The following is a 19,307-nucleotide window of genomic DNA, read 5'->3' on the forward strand; positions in this document are numbered from 1 at the left end:
GCTATTGCGCTTAGTCTTCGTTGATGAGGTCGCGGACCACGATGGTCTGGTCACGATCCGGGCCCACACCAATCGCGGAGATACGGCAGCCGGAAATCTCTTCCAGCTTCAGCACGTACTTGCGGGCGTTCTCGGGCAGCTCATCCAGGCTCTTCGCATCCGAAATGTTCTCAGTCCAGCCGTCGTAGTACTCGAAAATCGGCTTAGCGTGGTGGAACTCAGTCTGAGTCATCGGCATCTCGTCGTGGCGCACACCGTCAACGTCGTAAGCCACGCAGACCGGGATCTTATCCAGGCCGGTCAGAACGTCCAGCTTGGTGATGAACAGGTCGGTGAAACCGTTGATGCGCACAGCCTGACGCGCCAGCACGGCGTCGTACCAGCCGCAACGACGCGGGCGGCCAGTGTTCACACCGAACTCGCCACCGGTGGTGCGCAGAAACTCGCCCATCTCATCGAACAGCTCGGTCGGGAAGGGGCCAGCACCCACGCGGGTAGTGTACGCCTTCTGAATACCGATCACGCGGGAGATGCGGGTCGGGCCCACACCCGAACCGACGCACGCACCGCCGGAGGTCGGGTTGGAGGAGGTCACGAACGGGTAGGTGCCGTGGTCAACGTCCAGGAAGGTTGCCTGGCCACCCTCCATCAGCAGGGTCTTACCCTCGTCCAGTGCCTTGTTCAGCAGCTGGGTGGTGTCCACAATCATCGGCTTCAGACGCTCAGCGTAAGACATGAAGTACTCGACGATCTCGTCAACCTCAACGTGGCGGCGGTTGTAGACCTTCACCAGCAGTTCGTTCTTCTGGCGCAGTGCGCCTTCAACCTTCTGACGCAGGATCGACTCGTCCAGGATGTCCTGAACACGCACGCCGAGGCGGCCAACCTTATCCATGTAGGCGGGGCCGATACCGCGGCCGGTGGTGCCGATAGCGCGCTTGCCGAGGAAACGCTCGGTCACCTTATCCATGGTCTGGTGGTAGGGTGCGACCAGGTGTGCGTTAGCGGAAATCTTCAGGCGGGAGGTGTCAGCGCCGCGGGCCTCAAGGCCGTCAATCTCAGCGAAAAGAGCCTCGGGGTTAACAACCACGCCGTTACCAATCACGGGGACGGCGTTATCACTCAGAATACCCGCGGGCAGCAGCTTCAGCTCAAACTTCTGGCCGTTCACCACCACGGTGTGACCGGCGTTGTTACCGCCGTTGGGCTTGACCACGTAGTCTACGCGGGGGCCGAGCAGGTCGGTTGCCTTACCCTTACCCTCATCGCCCCACTGGGCGCCCACAATCACGACAGCTGACATTTTGTGCTCCTTGAAAGCCTTGAAGATACGCACCGGATTTCACGGCGCGGCGGCGACCTACCGCCTCATGAACCGGGTAGGCACACCTCTTCTAATGATACCGTGCCCGCCCCTTTAAGTCCCGTGTGACAAGTCGGTAGGCGTGCCGGATCCGGTGCCGGTGAGCCTCACCGGGCGCGGCAACGCCCCCATCCGATATTCGGACGGGGGCGCTACCGGTATGAGCTGATGAAGACTACTTGATGATCTCGATGAAAGTCATCGGGTAGGTGTACTGCTCACCGCGATTTGCAGCCATAGCAGCCAGGCTGTGGAAGATAACCATCAGGACGGTCACAACTGTCGGGACAACCCACAGGATGATGCCCAGGATGCCGAAGGTCAGAATAATCAGCAGCCAGGAAGCCATGCTGACGAGCCACAGGGAGAAGTTGAAGTTAAACGCGCGGCGGGATGCTTCCTTAGTGAAACCGTAACCGGGCTTGTCCTTGTAGATGAACCACATGATCAGCGGCGCGAGAATACTTGCGGATGCGAAGGACAGCAGAGACAGAATTGCAGAAGCCAGGTGCGCGAGCATCGCCATGTTCTGGTCGTCCTTGGAGGAGACTACGTAACCGTTGGGCTGCTGACCCGGCGCCTGCGAGTAGGAGGGTGCCTGCTGGGAGTACTGGTTGTACTGTTCAGGGTTCGGGTTCTGGGACATCGTTCTTTTCCTAATCTATCGATGAGTGGATACAGCTAATCGTTGAGGTGCGGCTAATCATTGAGGCGCGGCGGCAGGCTAACTCGCCGTTTTCGGCGGGTGCCCGCCTTGCTCTGCTTAGTCGCAACGCTCGTGATGTTTTCACCCTATCAAGGCAAGGTAAATGGAATATTAACCCTCGCCGGACAACAGACAAAGAAACCCGAATATGACAAGAAAAAGACGCCGCTGCCCCTCCACGCGGTGTTTCGTGCGTGGAGGGGCAGGTCGTTTTACGGTGTGGGTTGGCCGAGGTTAGTCCTGTTTCTCTTCATCAGCGAGCGCAGGATGCGCGGCGGGCTTATGTAGTGCGGCGGCCTCGCACTGTGCGGCGGCCTCGCGCGGTGCTGCAGACTCGTGTAGCTTTGCGCGTTCCTGCTTTTTCAAAAACTCGTACACCGAGAAAGAGTCCTCTTCTTCCTTCGTGAAGCCGTTGACGCCCGTGTAGCCTTCCGGCAGGCGGTTGTACACGAGGTAGTACCAGAACTCGGTGGGCAGGGCCTGCCCCTCCTCGATGAGGTCATTTATCTGATTCCGGCGTTTGAAGAGGCGAACAATGCCCAGGATCCACAGAATCGGCACCACAAAGATTGACCCCACGCCAATCACTACGAAAATGAACGCGACCATAAACCCATATTCGGGTTCTACAATGCTGGCAAGAGGCGCCAATACGAAGGGATTCAGCATCAGCAGTACACCAAGCGAAATGTTCGTGAGGGTGAGCTCCTTCTTCAAGTCTTCAACGCTGTACCTCGTCGGTGGCCTATTCACTGGAACGTACCCTACCGGCTGGATCATCGCCGCCCGCGATATGGGGTTCTCCTCAACCTTGACCGGGTTCAGGTGGGCGGCGCACGCCTGCATGGGTGCGGACTCATCCTGGGAGCGGTCGAGCAGGCGCATTTCGATGAGTTTTGAGTCGGGGGTGCCGAAGAGCGGGTCGGGGATGACCGGCAGGATAACGCCCGGGCTCAAACCGAGGGATTCCAACCGAACGTACTCGCCGTAGGCGTGCATGGTTTGAGTCTTCGTTGCCTGAGTCTGCATTGCTTGCGCCCGCTCACGGGCAGAGAGTACAGGCTGGGCGGGCCCAGTGGACTGGGTGGGCGCAGTGGAGTTGAGCGCAGAGGAGGCGAGCGCTACCGGGTGGTTCGCCTCGTCGTCCTTACGAGATTCGTGAGTATCTTCCGGGGTATCTTCTGATGCCTCTTCCGGCTCTTCGATGTCGTCGGTGTCGTTGTCATGAGAGTCTTCCCGCGCGGAGTCGTAGCGCTTGGGGGCACCCGGGTAAACGTATTCATAATCGGGATCGGGGTGCTCTAGCTCTTCGTCTTCGATGTCGTCGGAGTTTTCGTGCGGCTCAGCGTCTTCATTTTTCTGCGTCTGCTCGCCCATGAGTAGCGCCATGTATTCCGGGATGGACTGGTCGGTGTCCCAGAGGGGCTGGTACGCCTCGTCCTTCTTTGCAGCTTCCTTCTTTTCAGTGAGTCGGTCTGCCATGGTCGTCTCCTTCGCTTACCAGACATACTCCTAGCGGCACCACCGTACCAGCGTGCGCTGGGCAGTCCCTTGAAACCTGCCCGATAAAAGCTGAGAAAAATCCCCCGACAAGCGCCAACACGCACGTGTTAACACTGCCGGGGGTTCAGCGCTACCGGAGTCCAGGGGCTCACGGGAAGTCGACTACGATGCATCCGCTGAGTTTGGAACAGGGCTTGAGGTAGGGCTCTGGGCACTCAGCGGCTGAGGGGCTGGCGCCACGGAAGACATCGAAGACGCCGCGCCCAGGATTCCCTGCATCTCCTCGGCATCCCTGGGCAGGCGGTCATACACCAGGTAGAACCAGAACGACCCGAGAGGCATGGCCTTCCATTTCAGCGCTCGGTACTTTCGGCTCACTCGGATCAGCGCAAAAATCAGCGCACCAGCCCACAAGAACAGGGGAAGACCAAACGTTGCCAGAGAAAATATCAGGAAGAAATAGTAAACAAACCCGCCGAAGCGAGGGTCCTCTGTAACGGTAGCCAGCAGAAGATAAGTCAGGGGATTAAACACCACACCCACGAAGAAGAGCACTATGAACTCAGGCCAGGCTTTCCACCATAAGTCTGATACACGCACCTTGCCCGCAAGTGGGGTCGCTGAGATATACCCGATGGGTCGCGGTGTACCCACTACTTTCCCCTCCTGCCAGGTAGGAAACACACTTGGCACCTGCTGGTTTGCAGATGCGCCAGTATCCGTGCCCATGGGGGACATTCGGCGCATCGTGGGGCCCGGGCGGCCATACAGCGGTCGATTCAGCACCGGGTACCCCTCCGCCGAAGGGAAAAAATTCGCCGCCGGCACAGACGGCGCAGGAGCAGAAACCGCCAGAGCTGGCACCGCAGAATCAGGTGCTGCAGGAACCGCGGAGTCAGCAGGGGCGGATGCAGAACGAGCCTTCTGTATTTCCAGAACCTCCCTCACTGGCTCGGGAATCTCCCCGGTTGGTGCGGGAACGGGTGTTCCGTGAAGCAGCAAAGCCGAGTAATCGGGGGCGGGCTGCTCCATATCCCACAGCGGCTGATACTCACTACCGCTCTTCTCGGTTGGGTTCTGAGGGTTTTTCGGTGCTTCGCTATGCTCCGCCACGGTGACCTCCTCCAATGCTTGTCTGCTGTTATGTGTCTGTTGTGTTGTCTACATTGTGTGTTCGGTGCGTGGGGGCTCAATCCCGCAGCTGTTCTTTGAGCCAGTGGCTAGTCTGCTTAAGCCTCATTCGCTTCGGCAAGCCGCGCAATACTCATAATCCACACCACAAACCAGATAATGCCGGGAATCCCCATGAGCCCTGCGCTCACCTGATTCACCGCCATAAAGAGACCTGCGACGAGTTCTCCCCGCCCGAACAGAGCGGTGACAGAGAGAATCGCCGCCGCAATATAGGGGTTCAGCACGGAAACTCCCAAGAACAGAAGCCATGCCTTCTGCTTCTGGAACGAAGTGGGCGGGGGGCCAGGGTCCATCACCGGTTGGTCGATATCACCATAACGAAGTGAATCGTCGCCCTCCTGGCTTCCTTCAGAGGAGGAGGTGTACTCGTACACCAACCGGAACTTGATTCTTTCCTCGGTCTCGCGCTTACCGGTGGATTTCACCATCACAGCGAAGAAGTTGATAACAGCCCACAGGGAGAAGAGGAACAGCACCAACGGAAGAATGCCGAAGCTCAGCATCGAAAATCCTACGCCTGCCCCAAAAAGAGATACCAGGGTTTCTTCGCCCAGGATAGGACCTCCCAGGATATAGACGAATGGATCCGCCACGATAGCCAACGCCAGGTACGCCAGCGCCTCCTTCCCAGCTCTCTCTGAACTCGGCTTACGGTAAGGAACCGACACGGGGCTGTACCCGACCAGTTCACCGCCGTGCTCCTCCGGCAATTCTTCCTCGGGGAGAGTCTCTTGAACGTCATCCGCGTGGATGTGCATCAGCTGCGGGTTGGGGTAGCCGTAATACACCTGCGGTGCCATCTTCAAAACACGCTGACCAGGGGAAGCGGGCTGATTCTTATCGGCGGTCATGATTCCTCCTCAGGGTGCGACTCAAGGATGCGGTGCAGCAATGCCTCAGCTGAGCTACCGTCAAGCGGGGTGCATTCGTACACCAGCCGGAACTGAAAATCCTGCTGAACCTTGTGCTGCCTAATGAGCAGGCGCGTCGATTCGACAGCATCCCCAACAGCATTTAGAAACTTTCCTACGCAGAGGAGCAGCAACCAGATTTCTGCGACGAGGCCAACAAAGCCCACAAGCAAAATCAGCGGAGGGAAATAAAAGAGCGGAATCAACAAGGCAAAGAAAATCATCGCCGTTTCCTCGTCCACTCCCCTGAAACCCAGGCTGAAAAGTACCGGACTCATCAGCACGAGAAAAAAGACCACCCAGAACACCATCCGAAGCAGCGGCCCCAACACATACCAGGTGAAGCCGCTCCAGTCTGTGAATAGGCTCTTCATATCCAAGGTTTCGGGTGGCTTCTCCACGGGGGCGTAGCCGACCACCTCGCCAATCTGCCAGGCGGATGAGCTGTACTCGGTGAGGATGCCCTGCACCTCTCCCCTATGGATGCGTTCCAACAGTGAGCCGGGACGGCCGTAAACAACCTGGGACGACATCAGCAGAACAGAATCGTCACCAGAAACGCGTCGCTTGACCATGGTTCAGCCCTCCCTATCCCATCATTTTTGATAGATGTTCAATAGATGGTTTTACAGTAACAACCGAACCTGAAAAGAACCTGAACCCAAATGCAAATGAAAAACGTGAAAAAGAAAAGAGTCGAACATGTCCACATTTTGATGCATTTAGGAGTAATAAACGCTTCACAAGCCACTTTGGGGTGTATCCTAGTTCACATCTAGTGTGTTCAAGTTCAGCTGGAACCCACCAGAACAACACCACAAGCCTCCCAGAAACACCCCGGGAGCCAAGCAAAGGAGCACCGTGACACACACCGCCTCCCCAAACCCCCGCGGCCGGTCGCACCGACGCCGAATCGGCAGCGGGCTACTCACCCTCAGCATGGCGCTGAGCCCCCTCGCAGCACTGGGCACCACCGCCCACGCCGCAGAAGACCCCGACGCCGTCAAGCAGGTACTCAGCGAAAGCATGAAGAACGCCAGCGGCACCGTCACCGCCTTCGTCCGCTTCAAGGGTAAGGGCGCCTTTGAACAGACCCAGCCCGCAGGCGTACGCGCCGGCGTGCAGGCACCCGTCAACACCAGCTCGCAGGTGCAGGCAATCGCCTCCCAGGTGCAGAGCCAGGCACAGCAGGTCAGCAGCCAGTCCGGCGCACAGGTCCTCTACACCACCCACAACGCGGTACGCGGCGTGGCAGTGCGCGGTGACGCCGAGTCCATCAAGGCACTCGCCAACCGCTCCGACGTAGAGAAAATCTCGCCCATCCTGCCCAAGTACCGCCAGAACGCGGGCGCCGCCATTGATGCAGGCTCCCTCGCCACCTGGACCGGCACCACCAACCCCGCCGGCGCGGGCGGATACACCGGCAAGGGCGTGAAGATCGCCGTCATCGACTCCGGCATCGACTACACCCACACCGACTTCGGCGGTAGCGGCAAGCTCGAAGACTACGAGAAGGCATCCAAGCTCACCGAGCTGCCCTCCGCAGACTCCGGACTCATCAACCGCACCAAGGTTGCTGGCGGCTACGACCTCGTCGGTGACGCCTACGACGGCACCAACACCGCAACCCCCGACGGCAACCCGCTCGACTGCACCACCGGCGGCCACGGCACCCACGTGGCGGGCACCGCGGCAGGCTACGGTGTGAACGCCGACGGCACCACCTTCACCGGCGACTACAGCAAGCTCACCGCAGAGCAGCTCAAGACCATGAAGATCGGCCCCGGCGTCGCCCCCGACGCTGAAATCTACGCCTTCCGCGTCTTCGGCTGCAGCGGCAGCACCAACGTCGTTATTGAGGCGCTCGACCGTGCCCTCGACCCCAACGGTGACGGCGACTTCTCCGACCGCGTGAACGTGGTCAACATGTCCCTCGGCGGCGAATTCTCCCCGCAGGACGACCCCGAAGCCTACGCCGTTGACGCGCTCACCCGCGCCGGCGTGCTCTCCGTGATCTCCGCAGGTAACGCCAACGACTACAGCCTGCGCGGCGACACCTACTCCAACTCCGGTCACCCCGCCACCGCAGCCAGCGCAATCACCGTAGCTAACGCCTACGGCTCCACCCGCGCCGTCGATGCGGCAGAGCTGACCGACCCCGCCACCGGCACCACCCGCAAGGTACGCGGCGACTACAGCGTCTCCTACCCCTGGGCACAGGCGGGCACCAAGGAATTCACCGGTGAACTCACCGCAATCTCCGAGAACAACCGCTACGCCTGCAACGCCCTCAGCGCCGACGAAGCGGCAGCTGTAAAGGGCAAGTGGGTGCTCATCGACTGGGCTAAAGATGACGGTGAACTCGCCTGCGGCTCCAAGGTGCGCTTCGACAACCTAGAGGCGGCAGGCGCCAAGGGCGTTCTACTTGCAGGCAACGACGAAGAACCCGGCCTGGGTATTGCCGGTAACGATACCCTGCCCGGTTTCCGCCTGGCAGCATCCGCCGCTAAGGACCTGCGTGCACAGATCACCGCAGCAGAAGCGGCAGGTAAGCCCCTGACCGTGCGCCTCGGCAACGAGCTGAAGTCCTCCCTGCGCGTGGACACCGATAAGCTGGATCAGCTGAACCCCATGAGTGCCCGCGGCTTCCACGGTAGCTACGGCTACACCAAGCCCGACATTGCGGCACCCGGCTCGTACATCACCTCCGCGGCGGTGGCGACCGGTAACAACTCCGTGACCTTCAGCGGCACCTCCATGGCGGCACCCTACGTGACCGGCTCCGCCGCCCTGGTCATGCAGAGCCACCCGAGCTACACCCCCGCACAGGTCAAGTCCGCCCTCATGAACACCGCAACCCACGATGTGCGCACCGAATCCGGTGCCGCATACGCGGTGGACCGTGTGGGCGCCGGACGAGTCGACACCCTCGCTGCCGTGCAGTCGAAGTCCCTCGTCTACAACACCGACAAGAGCGGTACCGTGTCCCTGAGCTTCGGCGTGCTCGAGTACGCACCGGATACTGGCGTTCAGACCCTCACCCGCGAGGTGACGGTCGAGAACACCGACTCCGTGACACACACCTACGCCCTGTCCTACGCTGAAAGCACTAATATTCCCGGTGTGGAATACTCCTTCCCCTCCGCGGTCACCCTCGCACCCGGTGAAACTAAGAAGTTCGAAGTCACCGTGCGCATCGACCCGTCCAAGCTGGAGAAGACCCGCGACGCAGCAATGGACACCACCCAGAACGCAACTGACTACTACACCGGCAACGAAACCGTTCCCGAACAGTACCGTCAGTACATTGCCAGCGCATCCGGCCGACTCGTCCTCACCGAAGACGGCACCAAGGCGCTGCGTCTGCCCGTTCACGTGGCACCCAAGCCCGTGAGCACCATGCACGCTGCCGAAGACACCGTCACCTTCACCCAGAAGCCCTCCAGCGACGAGGCTCAGAAGGCAGACACCGGCTGGACCAAGTCCCAGATTTCGCTGCGCGGCACCGAGGTCAACCAGGGCGGCTACCGCTCCCTGCTCGGCGCGTTCGAGTACGGTGCGAGCGTGGACCGTGTGGCTCCCACCTCCCTGTCGCTGAACAGCAACGTTAAGGCGAACCTGCAGTACGTCGGTGCTTCCTCGGATGCGCCCGCACTGAAGGCAGCCGGCGGCAACGCCGATGACGGCACCCTGCGCTTCGGTATCTCCACCTGGGCGAACTGGGATGTTGTCTCCTACGAGAACACCTTTACCGTAGAAATCGACACTGACGGCAACAACCGCGCCGACTACAAGCTGGTCACCGACCGCGCTAAGGGCCTGGACTACCCGCTGGTTCGCCTCTACGGCTACAAGAATGGCAACCTCGTCGAGCTCGGCTACTACCCGCTCAACGGCGCCTGGGGTGATGTGGACACCAACATGATGGACACCAACACCCTCATCATGAGTGCACCCCTCAAGGACCTGGGCCTGACCAGCGCAAACAACCCGGACATCCAGTACCGAGTCAGCGCAACCACCCAGTACGAGTGGGGTAACGTCAGCGAAACCGGATGGATCAAGTACCGCCCCTTCAGCCCCAAGCTGTGGTTCAGCGGCGACTCCTCCGCCGTGGCTGGCCTCCACCCGGATGCCTCCAGCACCACCCTGACGGCGCACCGCTCCGCTGACGCAATCCCCGCGCTCGGCGAATCCGGTACCCCCGCCAAGGCGCTGTTGCTGCACCTGCACAACGGCACCGGCGACCTCTCCGGCACCAACGGCGCCAAGGGCAACCGCGCCGAGGTGCTGAACATCAAGGAGCAGCAGACCGAGTACATCACTCCGTCCCGCTTCACCGATGTGAAGAACGGCGACCAGTTCTACACCGAGATTTCTTGGTTGGCTCAGCGCGGCATCACCACCGGCTACCCGGACGGCACCTACCGCCCGCTGGAGTCCGTGGAACGTGGCGCAATGGCGGCGTTCTTCTACCGCATGCAGGGTTCCCCGCAGTTCACTGCCCCCTCCACTCCGAGCTTCAAGGACGTGCCCACCACGCACCCCTTCTACAAGGAGATTGAGTGGATGAAGGCTCAGGGCATCACCACCGGCTACTCGGACGGCACGTTCCGCCCCTCCGCACCGGTGAACCGTGACGCCATGGCTGCGTTCTTCTACCGTGCAGCGGGTTCCCCGCACGTGGACCTGCCCGCAACCAGCCACTTCAGCGATGTTTCCACCGATAACCAGTTCTACCGTGAAATCACGTGGCTGGCTTCGAAGGGCATCAGCACCGGCTGGCCGGACGGCACCTACCGCCCGGTAACCCCCATTGCCCGCGACGCAATGGCGGCATTCATCTACCGCTACACCGAGAAGGTTGCTAACCAGGCCGGCCGCTAGACGGTAGCTAACCGGTAGCAAACGGTTCGGATCCCCTCCCACCTCCTGCCCCCTCCTACCCCTACATGGAGGTGGGAGGGGTACCCGGAACCGGCAGGGTCCGGGGCCTGAAGACCCCGGAACCTCTCAAGTTTTGGTGGCGGTTTCACCGGCGGATGCACTCACTCGTCGTCTGCCGGTGGGGCCGCCTCCGCACATCACCGATACACAACCACAGAGCACACAGCACTATCGAAAAATAGAAAATCCGAAGGAGGATTCCATGACAACGCCTCATGCGCCACGCCGCAGAATGAAGGCTGTCGGTGCGACCGGTTTGAGTGCAGCTCTTGCCCTTACTCTCGGCGTTCCCGCCACTTTCTCTGCAGCTCACGCTCAGAGCCCCCAGCAGGTCGAAGGAAGCACTGCGAGCGCATCCGGTGACGCTGCCTCGCGTATCAGCCCGGGTCTGCAGAAGGCTGAAGGCCAAATCACCGTGTATGTGCAGTTCAAGGGCAAGGGCGCGTATGAGCAGACCCAGTCCGCGGCTGTTCTGGCACGTAAGGAGGCGCCGGCGAACCGTCAGGCGCAGGTGCAGGCTATTGTAGCCCAGGTGCAGTCGCAGGCTCAGTCTGTGGCGGCTGCTTCTGGCGCGAAGCTGATGTACACCACGCATAATGCGATGCGTGGTGCGGCGATTACTGGTGATGCTGCGCAGATTCGTGCGTTGGCGGAGCGCCCGGATGTGGAGCGTATTTCGCCGATTATCGCGAAGGAGCGTATGAACTCCGGTAGCGAGATTGATACGAAGACTCTTGCCACGTGGACTCGTGAGAATACGGGGTACACGGGTAAGGGCGTGAAGATTGCGGTTGTTGACTCTGGTGTTGACTATACGCACGCTGATTTTGGTGGCCCCGGTACGGTGGATTCGTACCTGAAGGCTAAGGCGATGACGGAGCTTCCGTCCGCTGATTCGGGTCTGATTGATCGTAATAAGTTCATTGGCGGCATTGACTTGGTCGGTGATGACTACAATGCGTCGGTGGCTGAGAAGTCGACTCCGCAGCCGGATAATAACCCGCTGGATTGCCGCCCGGATGGTTTCGGTTCTGGCGGTCACGGCACGCACGTGGCGGGTACTGCCGCCGGTTATGGTGTGACGGCGAACGGTACGACTTACCGTGGCGATTACAAGAACCTGACGGAGGAGCAGCTGAAGGGCATGTCTATTGGCCCCGGTACTGCTCCTGAGGCTCAGATTTTGGCGATTCGTGTGTTCGGTTGCTACGGCAATTCGAGTGTTGTGATGAAGGCGCTCGATACCGTGATGGACCCGAATGGTGACGGTGATTTCTCTGACCGCGCCGATATTGTGAACCTGTCGCTCGGTGGCGAGTTCGCTCCGGCTGACGACCCTGAGTCGTACATGATTAATACGATGGCGCGCCAGGGTGTGTTCACTGTGGCTGCTGCCGGTAACGCCAATAACTACAACGGTGTGGGTGACACCTACTCCGATTCGGGTAGCCCCGCGAATGCGGCTGCGGCGCTGTCGGTGGCGAACGCCTACGGTTCGACTCAGCCGATTGACCGTGTCCGCGTGACCACGAAGACTGGTTTGGAGTGGTTGCAGGGTGATTACTCGGTGAACTTCGATTATTCGAAGGCATCCGCTGATCAGTTGCGCGGCGAGGTTGTTGCCGCACCGAAGCGTAACCGTTACGCTTGCGAGGCTTTCACTGCTGAAGAGGCGAAGGCTTTGAAGGGTAAGTGGGTTTACTTCGAGTGGGATCAGGACGATTTGACGTTCCCGTGCGGTTCGAAGGTGCGTTTCGATAATGTTCAGGCTGCCGGCGGTGTTGGTGTGGTGATGGCCGGTAAGGCTGAGCGCTACACGATCGGCATTGGTGGTAATGCGACCATTCCGGGTCTGCGTCTGACTGCTTCTTCGACGAAGGACCTGGAGAAGGCTCTGGCAGCCGGTCCGGTAACCGTTGAGATGAACCTGGACTACAAGGCTTCGGGCCGCGGTCCTCACTCACACGCTTTTGATTTGAATTCCTCGAGCGCTCGCGGTCAGCACGGTTCTGATGGCTTCATTAAGCCTGACCTTGCGGCACCGGGTACTGAGATTGTCTCTGCCGCTGTGGGCACGGGTAATAAGGGTGTTTCCTTCACCGGTACCTCGATGGCAACCCCGCATGTGACCGGTATTGCTGCCCTGGTGATGCAGGCGCATCAGGATTACAACCCGCAGATGATTAAGGCTGCGCTGATGAACGGTGCGTCCACCCCGATTAAGAATGAGCAGGGTGCGCAGTACGCGGTGGATCGTGTGGGTACGGGCATGGTGAATGCTCGCGCCGCCGTGGACGCGAAGGTTATCGCGTACGATGCGAAGACCCCCGAGCGTGTTTCGACCGCGTTTGGCGTGCTGGAGTACACCCCCGATTCGGGTATTCAGACTGTCCAGCGTGAAATCGTGCTGGACAACACCGATTCGCAGGCTCACACCTACACCCTGAGCTACGAGGCAAGCACGACCATCCCGGGTGTGGAGTACTCCTACCCGCAGCAGGTGAGCGTGGGTGCCGGTGAGCGTAAGAACGTGACCGTGACCGTGCGTATTGACCCGTCCAAGCTGGAGAAGACCATGGACCCGGCGATGAGCGCCGACCAGGTTGCTCAGGACTGGACGAGCGGTAAGACTCTGGCTGCTGGTAAGCGCCAGTACATTGCGAGCGCTTCTGGTCGCCTGATTTTCTCTGAGAATGGTCGCGAGGCGATCCGCCAGTCGATTCACGTGGCTCCGAAGCCCGTCTCGAAGATGCGTGTGGATGCGTCCCGTATTGATTACAAGGGCGTCTCCGATAAGGAGTCCACGGTGACTCTGCGCGGTACGACCCTGAACCAGGGTGGTTACCGTTCGCTTCTGGGTGCGTTTGAGCTGGGTGCGATCAGTGACCGTATTCCGTCCGGTCAGCTGAAGCTGCCGTCGAACCAGTCTGTTGACCTGCAGTATGTGGGTGCCGCTTCGGACGCTCCGGCGTTGAAGGCTGCCGGCAAGAACCCGAACGATGGTTCTCTGTTCTTCGGTATTTCGACCTGGGGCACCTGGGATAGCATGCACTGGGGCCGTCAGGTACAGGTGCAGATTGATACCAACAACGACTCCACCGCCGACTACGTTCTGGAAGTGACCCGCGAGAAGGGTCTGGACTACCCGCTGGTGAAGGTCTGGTCCATCTCCGGTAACGCATCCACCGTGGTGGCACGCTACCCGCTGAACAACGCCTGGGGCGATACCGACACCAACATCATGGACACCAACACCATGATTCTGGGCGTGCCGCTGAAGGACCTGGGCCTGACCGCTGAGAAGGCTCAGAGCATCAAGTACACGGTGCAGACCGACACCTGGTACAACGAAGGTAACTCCTACGTGGACACCACCTCCGCTATCGAGTACTCCCCCTTCAACCCCGGTGTTTGGTTCACCGGTGAGGAGTCGGGCGTGCCCGGCCTGTTTGTGGATCGTGACGGCGGTCAGCTGACCGTTCACCGCAAGAACAACAACAAGGAGCATCAGGCTCTGTTCCTGCACATGCACAACGCGACCGGTGACCTGAGCGGCCGTAAGACCGCTAACGGTGTTGCCGCTGGCGACCATGCGCAGGTCGTGAAGGTGGCTCGTACCATCCACGATGCACGCTTCACCGACGTTCCGGCGGATAACCAGTTCTACCGTGAAATCACGTGGATTGCTGCCCGTCAGATTGACCGCGGCTACCAGGACGGCACCTTCCGTCCGCTGAACAACATGGACCGCGCAACCATGGCTGCGTACTTCTACCGTATGAGCGGCTCGCCGCAGTACACCGCGCCGTCCACCCCGAGCTTCTCTGATGTTCCGCTCAACCACCCCTACTACAAGGAGATTGAGTGGATGAAGGCTCAGGGCATCACCACCGGCTGGCCCGATGGTACGTACCGTCCGGAGGGTTCGGTGAACCGTGACGCGATGGCTGCGTTCTTCTACCGTTACGCTGGTTCGCCCGAGTACACTGCCCCCGCGCAGGCTCGTTTCACGGACGTTCCGACCGACAAGCAGTTCTACCGCGAGATTTCGTGGCTGGCTGAGCAGGGCGTGACCACCGGCTGGCCCGATGGTTCGTTCCGCCCCGTGGAGCCGGTGCACCGCGACGCTATGGCGGCGTTCGTGTACCGCTACAGCACGGGTGTGCTGAAGGAAAGCCCTGAAATCTAAAAACCTGAATTCTAGGGTTCCGGGAGCTAAAATCTCAGAGCCTAAGGGCTCGTAAGGTTCTACCGCTGTAGGTGCTACCTCAGCAGGTTTTACCGAGGGAGCCGTACCGTTGCAGTTTATCTGCGGCGGTGCGGCTCCCTTTTTCTGTGGTTGGGTGCTTTGTTATTTACGCGTAATGTTCCGTAATACGAGTTTGACTAGGTTATATAAAGAATCGTTGAGACAATAAGTGAAGGTTTCTTCACCATCGGCATGAACCTTGACGTTTACGCCGCACAGACGCACTGGAGGCGCACTGGAAACACAGTGCAGACGCACCGTAGCACTCTCGGTGCAGAACCCTTGCCGTACAGCTCTCCGAGTAGAACTCTCGGCGTATATCTCTCCGCGCAGAACCTCGGTGCAGAAACCGCTAAGAAACGCACCATCACTAAATAAGGAGCATTCAGTGGCAACCTTCCCTGAAGCTACCCCCGCGCGAGCCGCCCGGCACACACAGCCGGGTCGCCTCAAGCAGCTGGCACGCAGCTGCGGCGCACTCACCCTGGGGCTCACCCTCGGGCTGACCGCCCTGCCTTTCGGTACCGCCGCCTACGCGGCACCGGGCGTAGTACGCGGCGCAGACCGGGACGCGCCCCACCAGAACACCGGCACCGGCGAGAACAACAACGAAGTTCTCTCCCCCAGCCTGGACGGCGCCACCGGCGAACGCGCCGTGTTCGTCCGATTCAAGGGTCAAGGTGCGTACGCCCAGACCCAGCCGGATGCGGTCCGCTCCCGCGCGCAGGCACCCGTCAACGCGCAAGCACAGGTGCAGGCAATCCGCGCCAGCGTGCAGCAGCAGGGCGCCTCCGCGGCGAAGGAATCCGGCGCGCAGGTCCTGTACACCACCCACAACACGATGCGCGGCGTGGCGCTCTACGGTAACGTCGAGCAGATTCGTGCGCTCGCGAACCGCGACGATGTGGAACGCATCAGCATCATTGAGGATATGGCACCGCAGAACAGCGGCACCCTCATTGATACGGACACGCTCTCCGTGTGGGCGAAGAGCCCGGCGAACCCCGCCTCCACCGGCTACACCGGCAAGGGCGTGAAGATTGTCGTGCTCGATACCGGTATCGACTACACGCACGCCGATTTGGGTGGCCCCGGCACGCAGGAAGCCTTCGATAAGGCGAAGGCTTCCGACACGATTCCCGAGGGCACCTACGATCCGAAGAAGTTCCTTGGCGGCTACGACCTGGTCGGTGACGATTACAACTCCGGTAAGAAGGAAACCTCCACTCCCCACCCGGATAACAACCCGCTCGACTGCGGCGGCCACGGTAGCCACGTGGCGGGCACCGCGGCAGGTTACGGTGTGAACGCGGACGGCAGCACCTTCCACGGCGACTACTCCAAGCTCACCGAAGAGCAGCTCAAGGACATGAAGATCGGCCCCGGCTCCGCGCCGGACGCCCAGCTGATTGGCCTGCGCATTTTCGGTTGTAAGGGCACCACCGCGTTCGTCCCCAAGGGCCTGGACCGTGTGCTCGACCCCAACGACGACGGCGACTTCTCCGACCGCGCCGACATCGCGAACCTGTCGCTCGGCAACGAGTTCGGCGTGTTCGATGAGACCGTGAACTACGCGGTCGGTTCCCTCTACCGCGAGGGTATCCTCTCCGTGGTCGCGGCGGGTAACGCCAACAACTACAACGCCGTGGGCGACACCTACTCCAACTCGGGCGGCCCCGGCACCAGCGCCTACGGCCTGACCGTGGCGAACTCCATCGGCTCGACCCAGCTGGTGGACCGCGTGAAGATTCTCGCCCCCGCGAACGAGGCGGACACCTACGGCGACTACTCGGTGAGCTTCGACTATTCGAAGGCGACCGAGGAGCAGCTGCGCGGCACCGTGGTGCGTGCCGCCTCCCGCAACCGCTACGCCTGCGAGGCGTTCACCGAAGAGGAAGCCGCAGCACTGAAGGGCAAGTGGGCTCTCATCGACTGGGCGGACGCTGACGGCACCGCCCCCTGCGGTTCGAAGGTACGCTTCGACAACCTGCAGGCGGTGGGCGCGACCGGCGTGGTGCTCACCTCGAACACTGAGGTTGGTGACACCGCTATCGGCGGTAACTCCTCCATTCCGGGCGTGCGCCTGTCAAAGAGCCAGGTGGAGCGCCTTTCCGCGCAGATTGATTCGGGTGAGCTGACCCTGCAGCTCGGCGAAAACCTGCGCGACTCGATCCGCGTGCCCAACGGCAAGCTGGATCAGGCGAACACCTCCACCGCGCGTGGCCTGCACGGTTCGCACGGCATCACCAAGCCGGACGTTGCGGCACCGGGCACGAACATTTCCTCCATCGAGGTTGGTAGCGGCACCGGTTCGAGCGTGAAGACCGGTACGTCCATGTCCACGCCCTTTGTTGCCGGTGTTGCGGCGCTGATCATGCAGGCGCACCCGGAGTACGGTCCGCGCATGCTTAAGACCGTCATCATGAACACCGCCGACCACCACATGCAGGACGCCTGGGGCAACCCCTACGCGGTGGACCGCGTGGGTACCGGCCGCATCAACACGCGTGCGGCGGTGGCTGACCGCGTCATGCTGTTCAACGCGGCACGCCCCGAACAGGTTTCGGACACTTTCGGCGTGCTCGAGTACACCCCGAACGCCGGTGTGCAGACCCTGCAGCACCGCGTGAGCGTTGAGAACACCGACTCGGTGGCGCACACCTACACCCTGAACTATGAGGGCAGCACGAGCATCCCGGGTGTGGAGTTCTCCTACCCGCAGTCCGTGTCTGTGGGCGCCGGCCAGAAGACAACGTTCACCGTGACGGTGCGCATTGACCCGTCGAAGCTGGAAAAGACCCGCGACCCGTCCATGTACCCGAACCAGGATTCAGTGAACTACTCGACCGGTACGGTCACCATTTCGGGTGCCCGCCAGTACATTGCGAGCGCTTCGGGCCGCCTGATCCTGACCGACGCTGATTCGTCGGCTGCGGTGAAGACCCTGCGCATGCCGCTGCATGTGGCCCCGAAACCGGTCTCCGCAATGCGCGTAGCCGGTGCAGATATTCACTTTGACACGAACGGCGTGGGTGCCCTGGAGCAGCGCCTATCGCTGGAGGGTACCGCGGTGGATCAGGGCGGTTACCGCTCCCTGCTAGGTGCTTTTGAGTTGGGTGCTTCGAGCCCGCGCATCCCGACCGCGAAGCTGGGTGTGGGTTCGGATTCCCGCATGGACCTGCAGTACGTGGGTGCCGCCTCGAACGTGGCGGCGTTGAAGGCTGCCGGTGCGGACACCTCGCAGGCGCAGCTGTCCTTCGGTATTTCCACCTGGGGTAACTGGCAGGAGGTGACCCCGCGCGGCACCTACTACGTGTTCGTTGACACCAACAAGGACGGCACGAGCGACTACCGCCTGCAGACGGTGCGTGAGAAGGGCCTGGACTACCCGCTGGTGAAGGTTTCTAAGCGCAGCAACGGCAAGTGGCAGGCTATCGAGAACGCCCTGTACCCGCTGAACGGTGCCTGGGGCGATACGGACACCAACATCATGGATTCGAACACCCTGGTGATGACTGTTCCGCTGAGCGTTCTGGGTCTGGACCCGGAAGCCGAGTCGACTGAGCTTTCGTACTCGGTGACCACTTCTAGCGCGTTCTCCGCGACGACCGTGGTTGATACGACTGATTCGGTGGTGTTCAACTATGCGGCGCCGAAGCTGTGGTTCAGCGGCGATTCGGCGGGCGTGCCGAACCTGTTCGTGGACGCGCCGGGTGCCGCTCTGACGGCTCACCGTAGCGCGGAGGCGAAGGGGGCGGCCCTGTTCTTGCACCTGCACAATGCGACCGGTGACCTCTCGGGTGTGAACGGTGCAGCCGGTGAGCGCGCACAGGTTCTGCCTGTATCGATGGCTTCCGAGGCTCCTGCCGAGAACGCGCATTTCAAGGATGTGCCGGCGGACTACCCGTTCGTGAATGACATTAACTGGCTGGCTCAGCGTCGTATTACGACCGGCTACCCGGACGGTACGTTCCGCCCGAACGGTTCGGTGGAGCGCGGCGCGATGGCGGCGTTCTTCTACCGTATGGCGGGTTCGCCGCAGTTCACTGCGCCGAGCACCCCGAGCTTCAAGGATGTGCCGCGCGACCACCCGTTCTACAAGGAGATTGAGTGGATGCGCGCCCGCGGCATTACGACCGGCTGGTCTGACGGTACGTTCCGCCCGAATGATGCGGTGAACCGTGATGCTATGGCGGCGTTCTTCTACCGTTTTGCGGGTTCACCGGCGTATTCTGCTCCGGTGGCTTCGCCGTTTAGTGACGTGTCGACCGGCAGCCAGTTCTACCGCGAGATTGCGTGGTTGGCCGATCAGCGGATTACGACGGGTTGGCCGGATGGTTCGTTCCGTCCGGTTCAGCCGATTGAGCGTGGCGCGATGGCGGCGTTCTTGCACCGCTATAACGTGCGCGTGCTGAATAACCGCTAATCGGATGC

General features: G+C 60.9%; 9 protein-coding genes. 3 read left to right on the forward strand and 6 right to left on the reverse strand.

Annotated elements, in window-relative coordinates; translation table 11 throughout:
- Positions 1-10: 10 nt before the first annotated feature.
- The 6 genes from HMPREF2928_RS01770 to HMPREF2928_RS01795 all read right to left on the reverse strand — a co-directional run bounded on the left by HMPREF2928_RS01770 (position 11) and on the right by HMPREF2928_RS01795 (position 6,252).
- Entirely contained in the window at positions 11-1,303 is a 1,293-nt protein-coding gene (locus tag HMPREF2928_RS01770) for an adenylosuccinate synthase (protein WP_049338292.1), read from the reverse strand.
- A 235-nt stretch (positions 1,304-1,538) separates the two neighbouring features.
- Positions 1,539-2,009 carry a DUF4870 domain-containing protein gene (locus tag HMPREF2928_RS01775; protein ID WP_070687186.1) on the reverse strand — a complete coding sequence of 157 codons (471 nt, stop codon included), beginning with the start codon at positions 2,007-2,009 and terminating at the stop codon, positions 1,539-1,541.
- 294 nt (positions 2,010-2,303) lie between these two features.
- Positions 2,304-3,551: a pyruvate ferredoxin oxidoreductase gene (locus tag HMPREF2928_RS01780; protein ID WP_070687187.1), complete on the reverse strand. Its 1,248-nt coding sequence runs from the start codon at positions 3,549-3,551 to the stop codon at positions 2,304-2,306.
- Positions 3,552-3,734: 183 nt separating this feature from the next.
- Positions 3,735-4,685 carry a hypothetical protein gene (locus HMPREF2928_RS01785; RefSeq protein WP_070687189.1) on the reverse strand — a complete coding sequence of 317 codons (951 nt, stop codon included), beginning with the start codon at positions 4,683-4,685 and terminating at the stop codon, positions 3,735-3,737.
- A 116-nt stretch (positions 4,686-4,801) separates the two neighbouring features.
- Positions 4,802-5,617, reverse strand: coding sequence for a hypothetical protein (locus HMPREF2928_RS01790; protein ID WP_049353468.1), 816 nt, complete (start codon positions 5,615-5,617; stop codon positions 4,802-4,804).
- Positions 5,614-6,252, reverse strand: coding sequence for a hypothetical protein (locus HMPREF2928_RS01795; RefSeq protein WP_070687191.1), 639 nt, complete (start codon positions 6,250-6,252; stop codon positions 5,614-5,616). Before HMPREF2928_RS01795 ends, HMPREF2928_RS01790 begins: the two co-directional genes overlap by 4 nt.
- Positions 6,253-6,616: 364 nt before the next feature.
- Between HMPREF2928_RS01795 and HMPREF2928_RS01800 the strand changes: the two genes are divergently transcribed.
- The 3 genes from HMPREF2928_RS01800 to HMPREF2928_RS01810 all read left to right on the forward strand — a co-directional run bounded on the left by HMPREF2928_RS01800 (position 6,617) and on the right by HMPREF2928_RS01810 (position 19,299).
- On the forward strand, positions 6,617-10,564 hold the full coding sequence (locus tag HMPREF2928_RS01800) for a S8 family serine peptidase (RefSeq protein WP_371440515.1): 3,948 nt from the start codon (positions 6,617-6,619) through the stop codon (positions 10,562-10,564).
- 262 nt (positions 10,565-10,826) lie between these two features.
- Positions 10,827-14,813 (forward strand): S8 family serine peptidase, encoded by a 3,987-nt coding sequence (locus HMPREF2928_RS01805; protein ID WP_070687195.1) that lies wholly within the window; start codon positions 10,827-10,829, stop codon positions 14,811-14,813.
- Positions 14,814-15,261: 448 nt separating this feature from the next.
- Positions 15,262-19,299 (forward strand): S8 family serine peptidase, encoded by a 4,038-nt coding sequence (locus HMPREF2928_RS01810; RefSeq protein WP_070687197.1) that lies wholly within the window; start codon positions 15,262-15,264, stop codon positions 19,297-19,299.
- Positions 19,300-19,307 lie beyond the last annotated feature (8 nt).

It is taken from the genome of Rothia sp. HMSC072B04, assembly GCF_001813725.1.
GTDB classification, from domain to species: Bacteria; Actinomycetota; Actinomycetes; order Actinomycetales; family Micrococcaceae; genus Rothia; species Rothia mucilaginosa.

Excerpts from the sequence above, each read along its gene's own strand:
- HMPREF2928_RS01770 (WP_049338292.1), bottom strand. The coding sequence starts at position 1,303 with ATGTCAGCTGTCGTGATTGTGGGCGCCCAGTGGGGCGATGAGGGTAAG.
- HMPREF2928_RS01775 (WP_070687186.1), bottom strand. The coding sequence starts at position 2,009 with ATGTCCCAGAACCCGAACCCTGAACAGTACAACCAGTACTCCCAGCAG.
- HMPREF2928_RS01780 (WP_070687187.1), bottom strand. The coding sequence starts at position 3,551 with ATGGCAGACCGACTCACTGAAAAGAAGGAAGCTGCAAAGAAGGACGAG.
- HMPREF2928_RS01790 (WP_049353468.1), bottom strand. The coding sequence starts at position 5,617 with ATGACCGCCGATAAGAATCAGCCCGCTTCCCCTGGTCAGCGTGTTTTG.
- HMPREF2928_RS01795 (WP_070687191.1), bottom strand. The coding sequence starts at position 6,252 with ATGGTCAAGCGACGCGTTTCTGGTGACGATTCTGTTCTGCTGATGTCG.
- HMPREF2928_RS01800 (WP_371440515.1), top strand. The coding sequence starts at position 6,617 with ATGGCGCTGAGCCCCCTCGCAGCACTGGGCACCACCGCCCACGCCGCA.
- HMPREF2928_RS01805 (WP_070687195.1), top strand. The coding sequence starts at position 10,827 with ATGACAACGCCTCATGCGCCACGCCGCAGAATGAAGGCTGTCGGTGCG.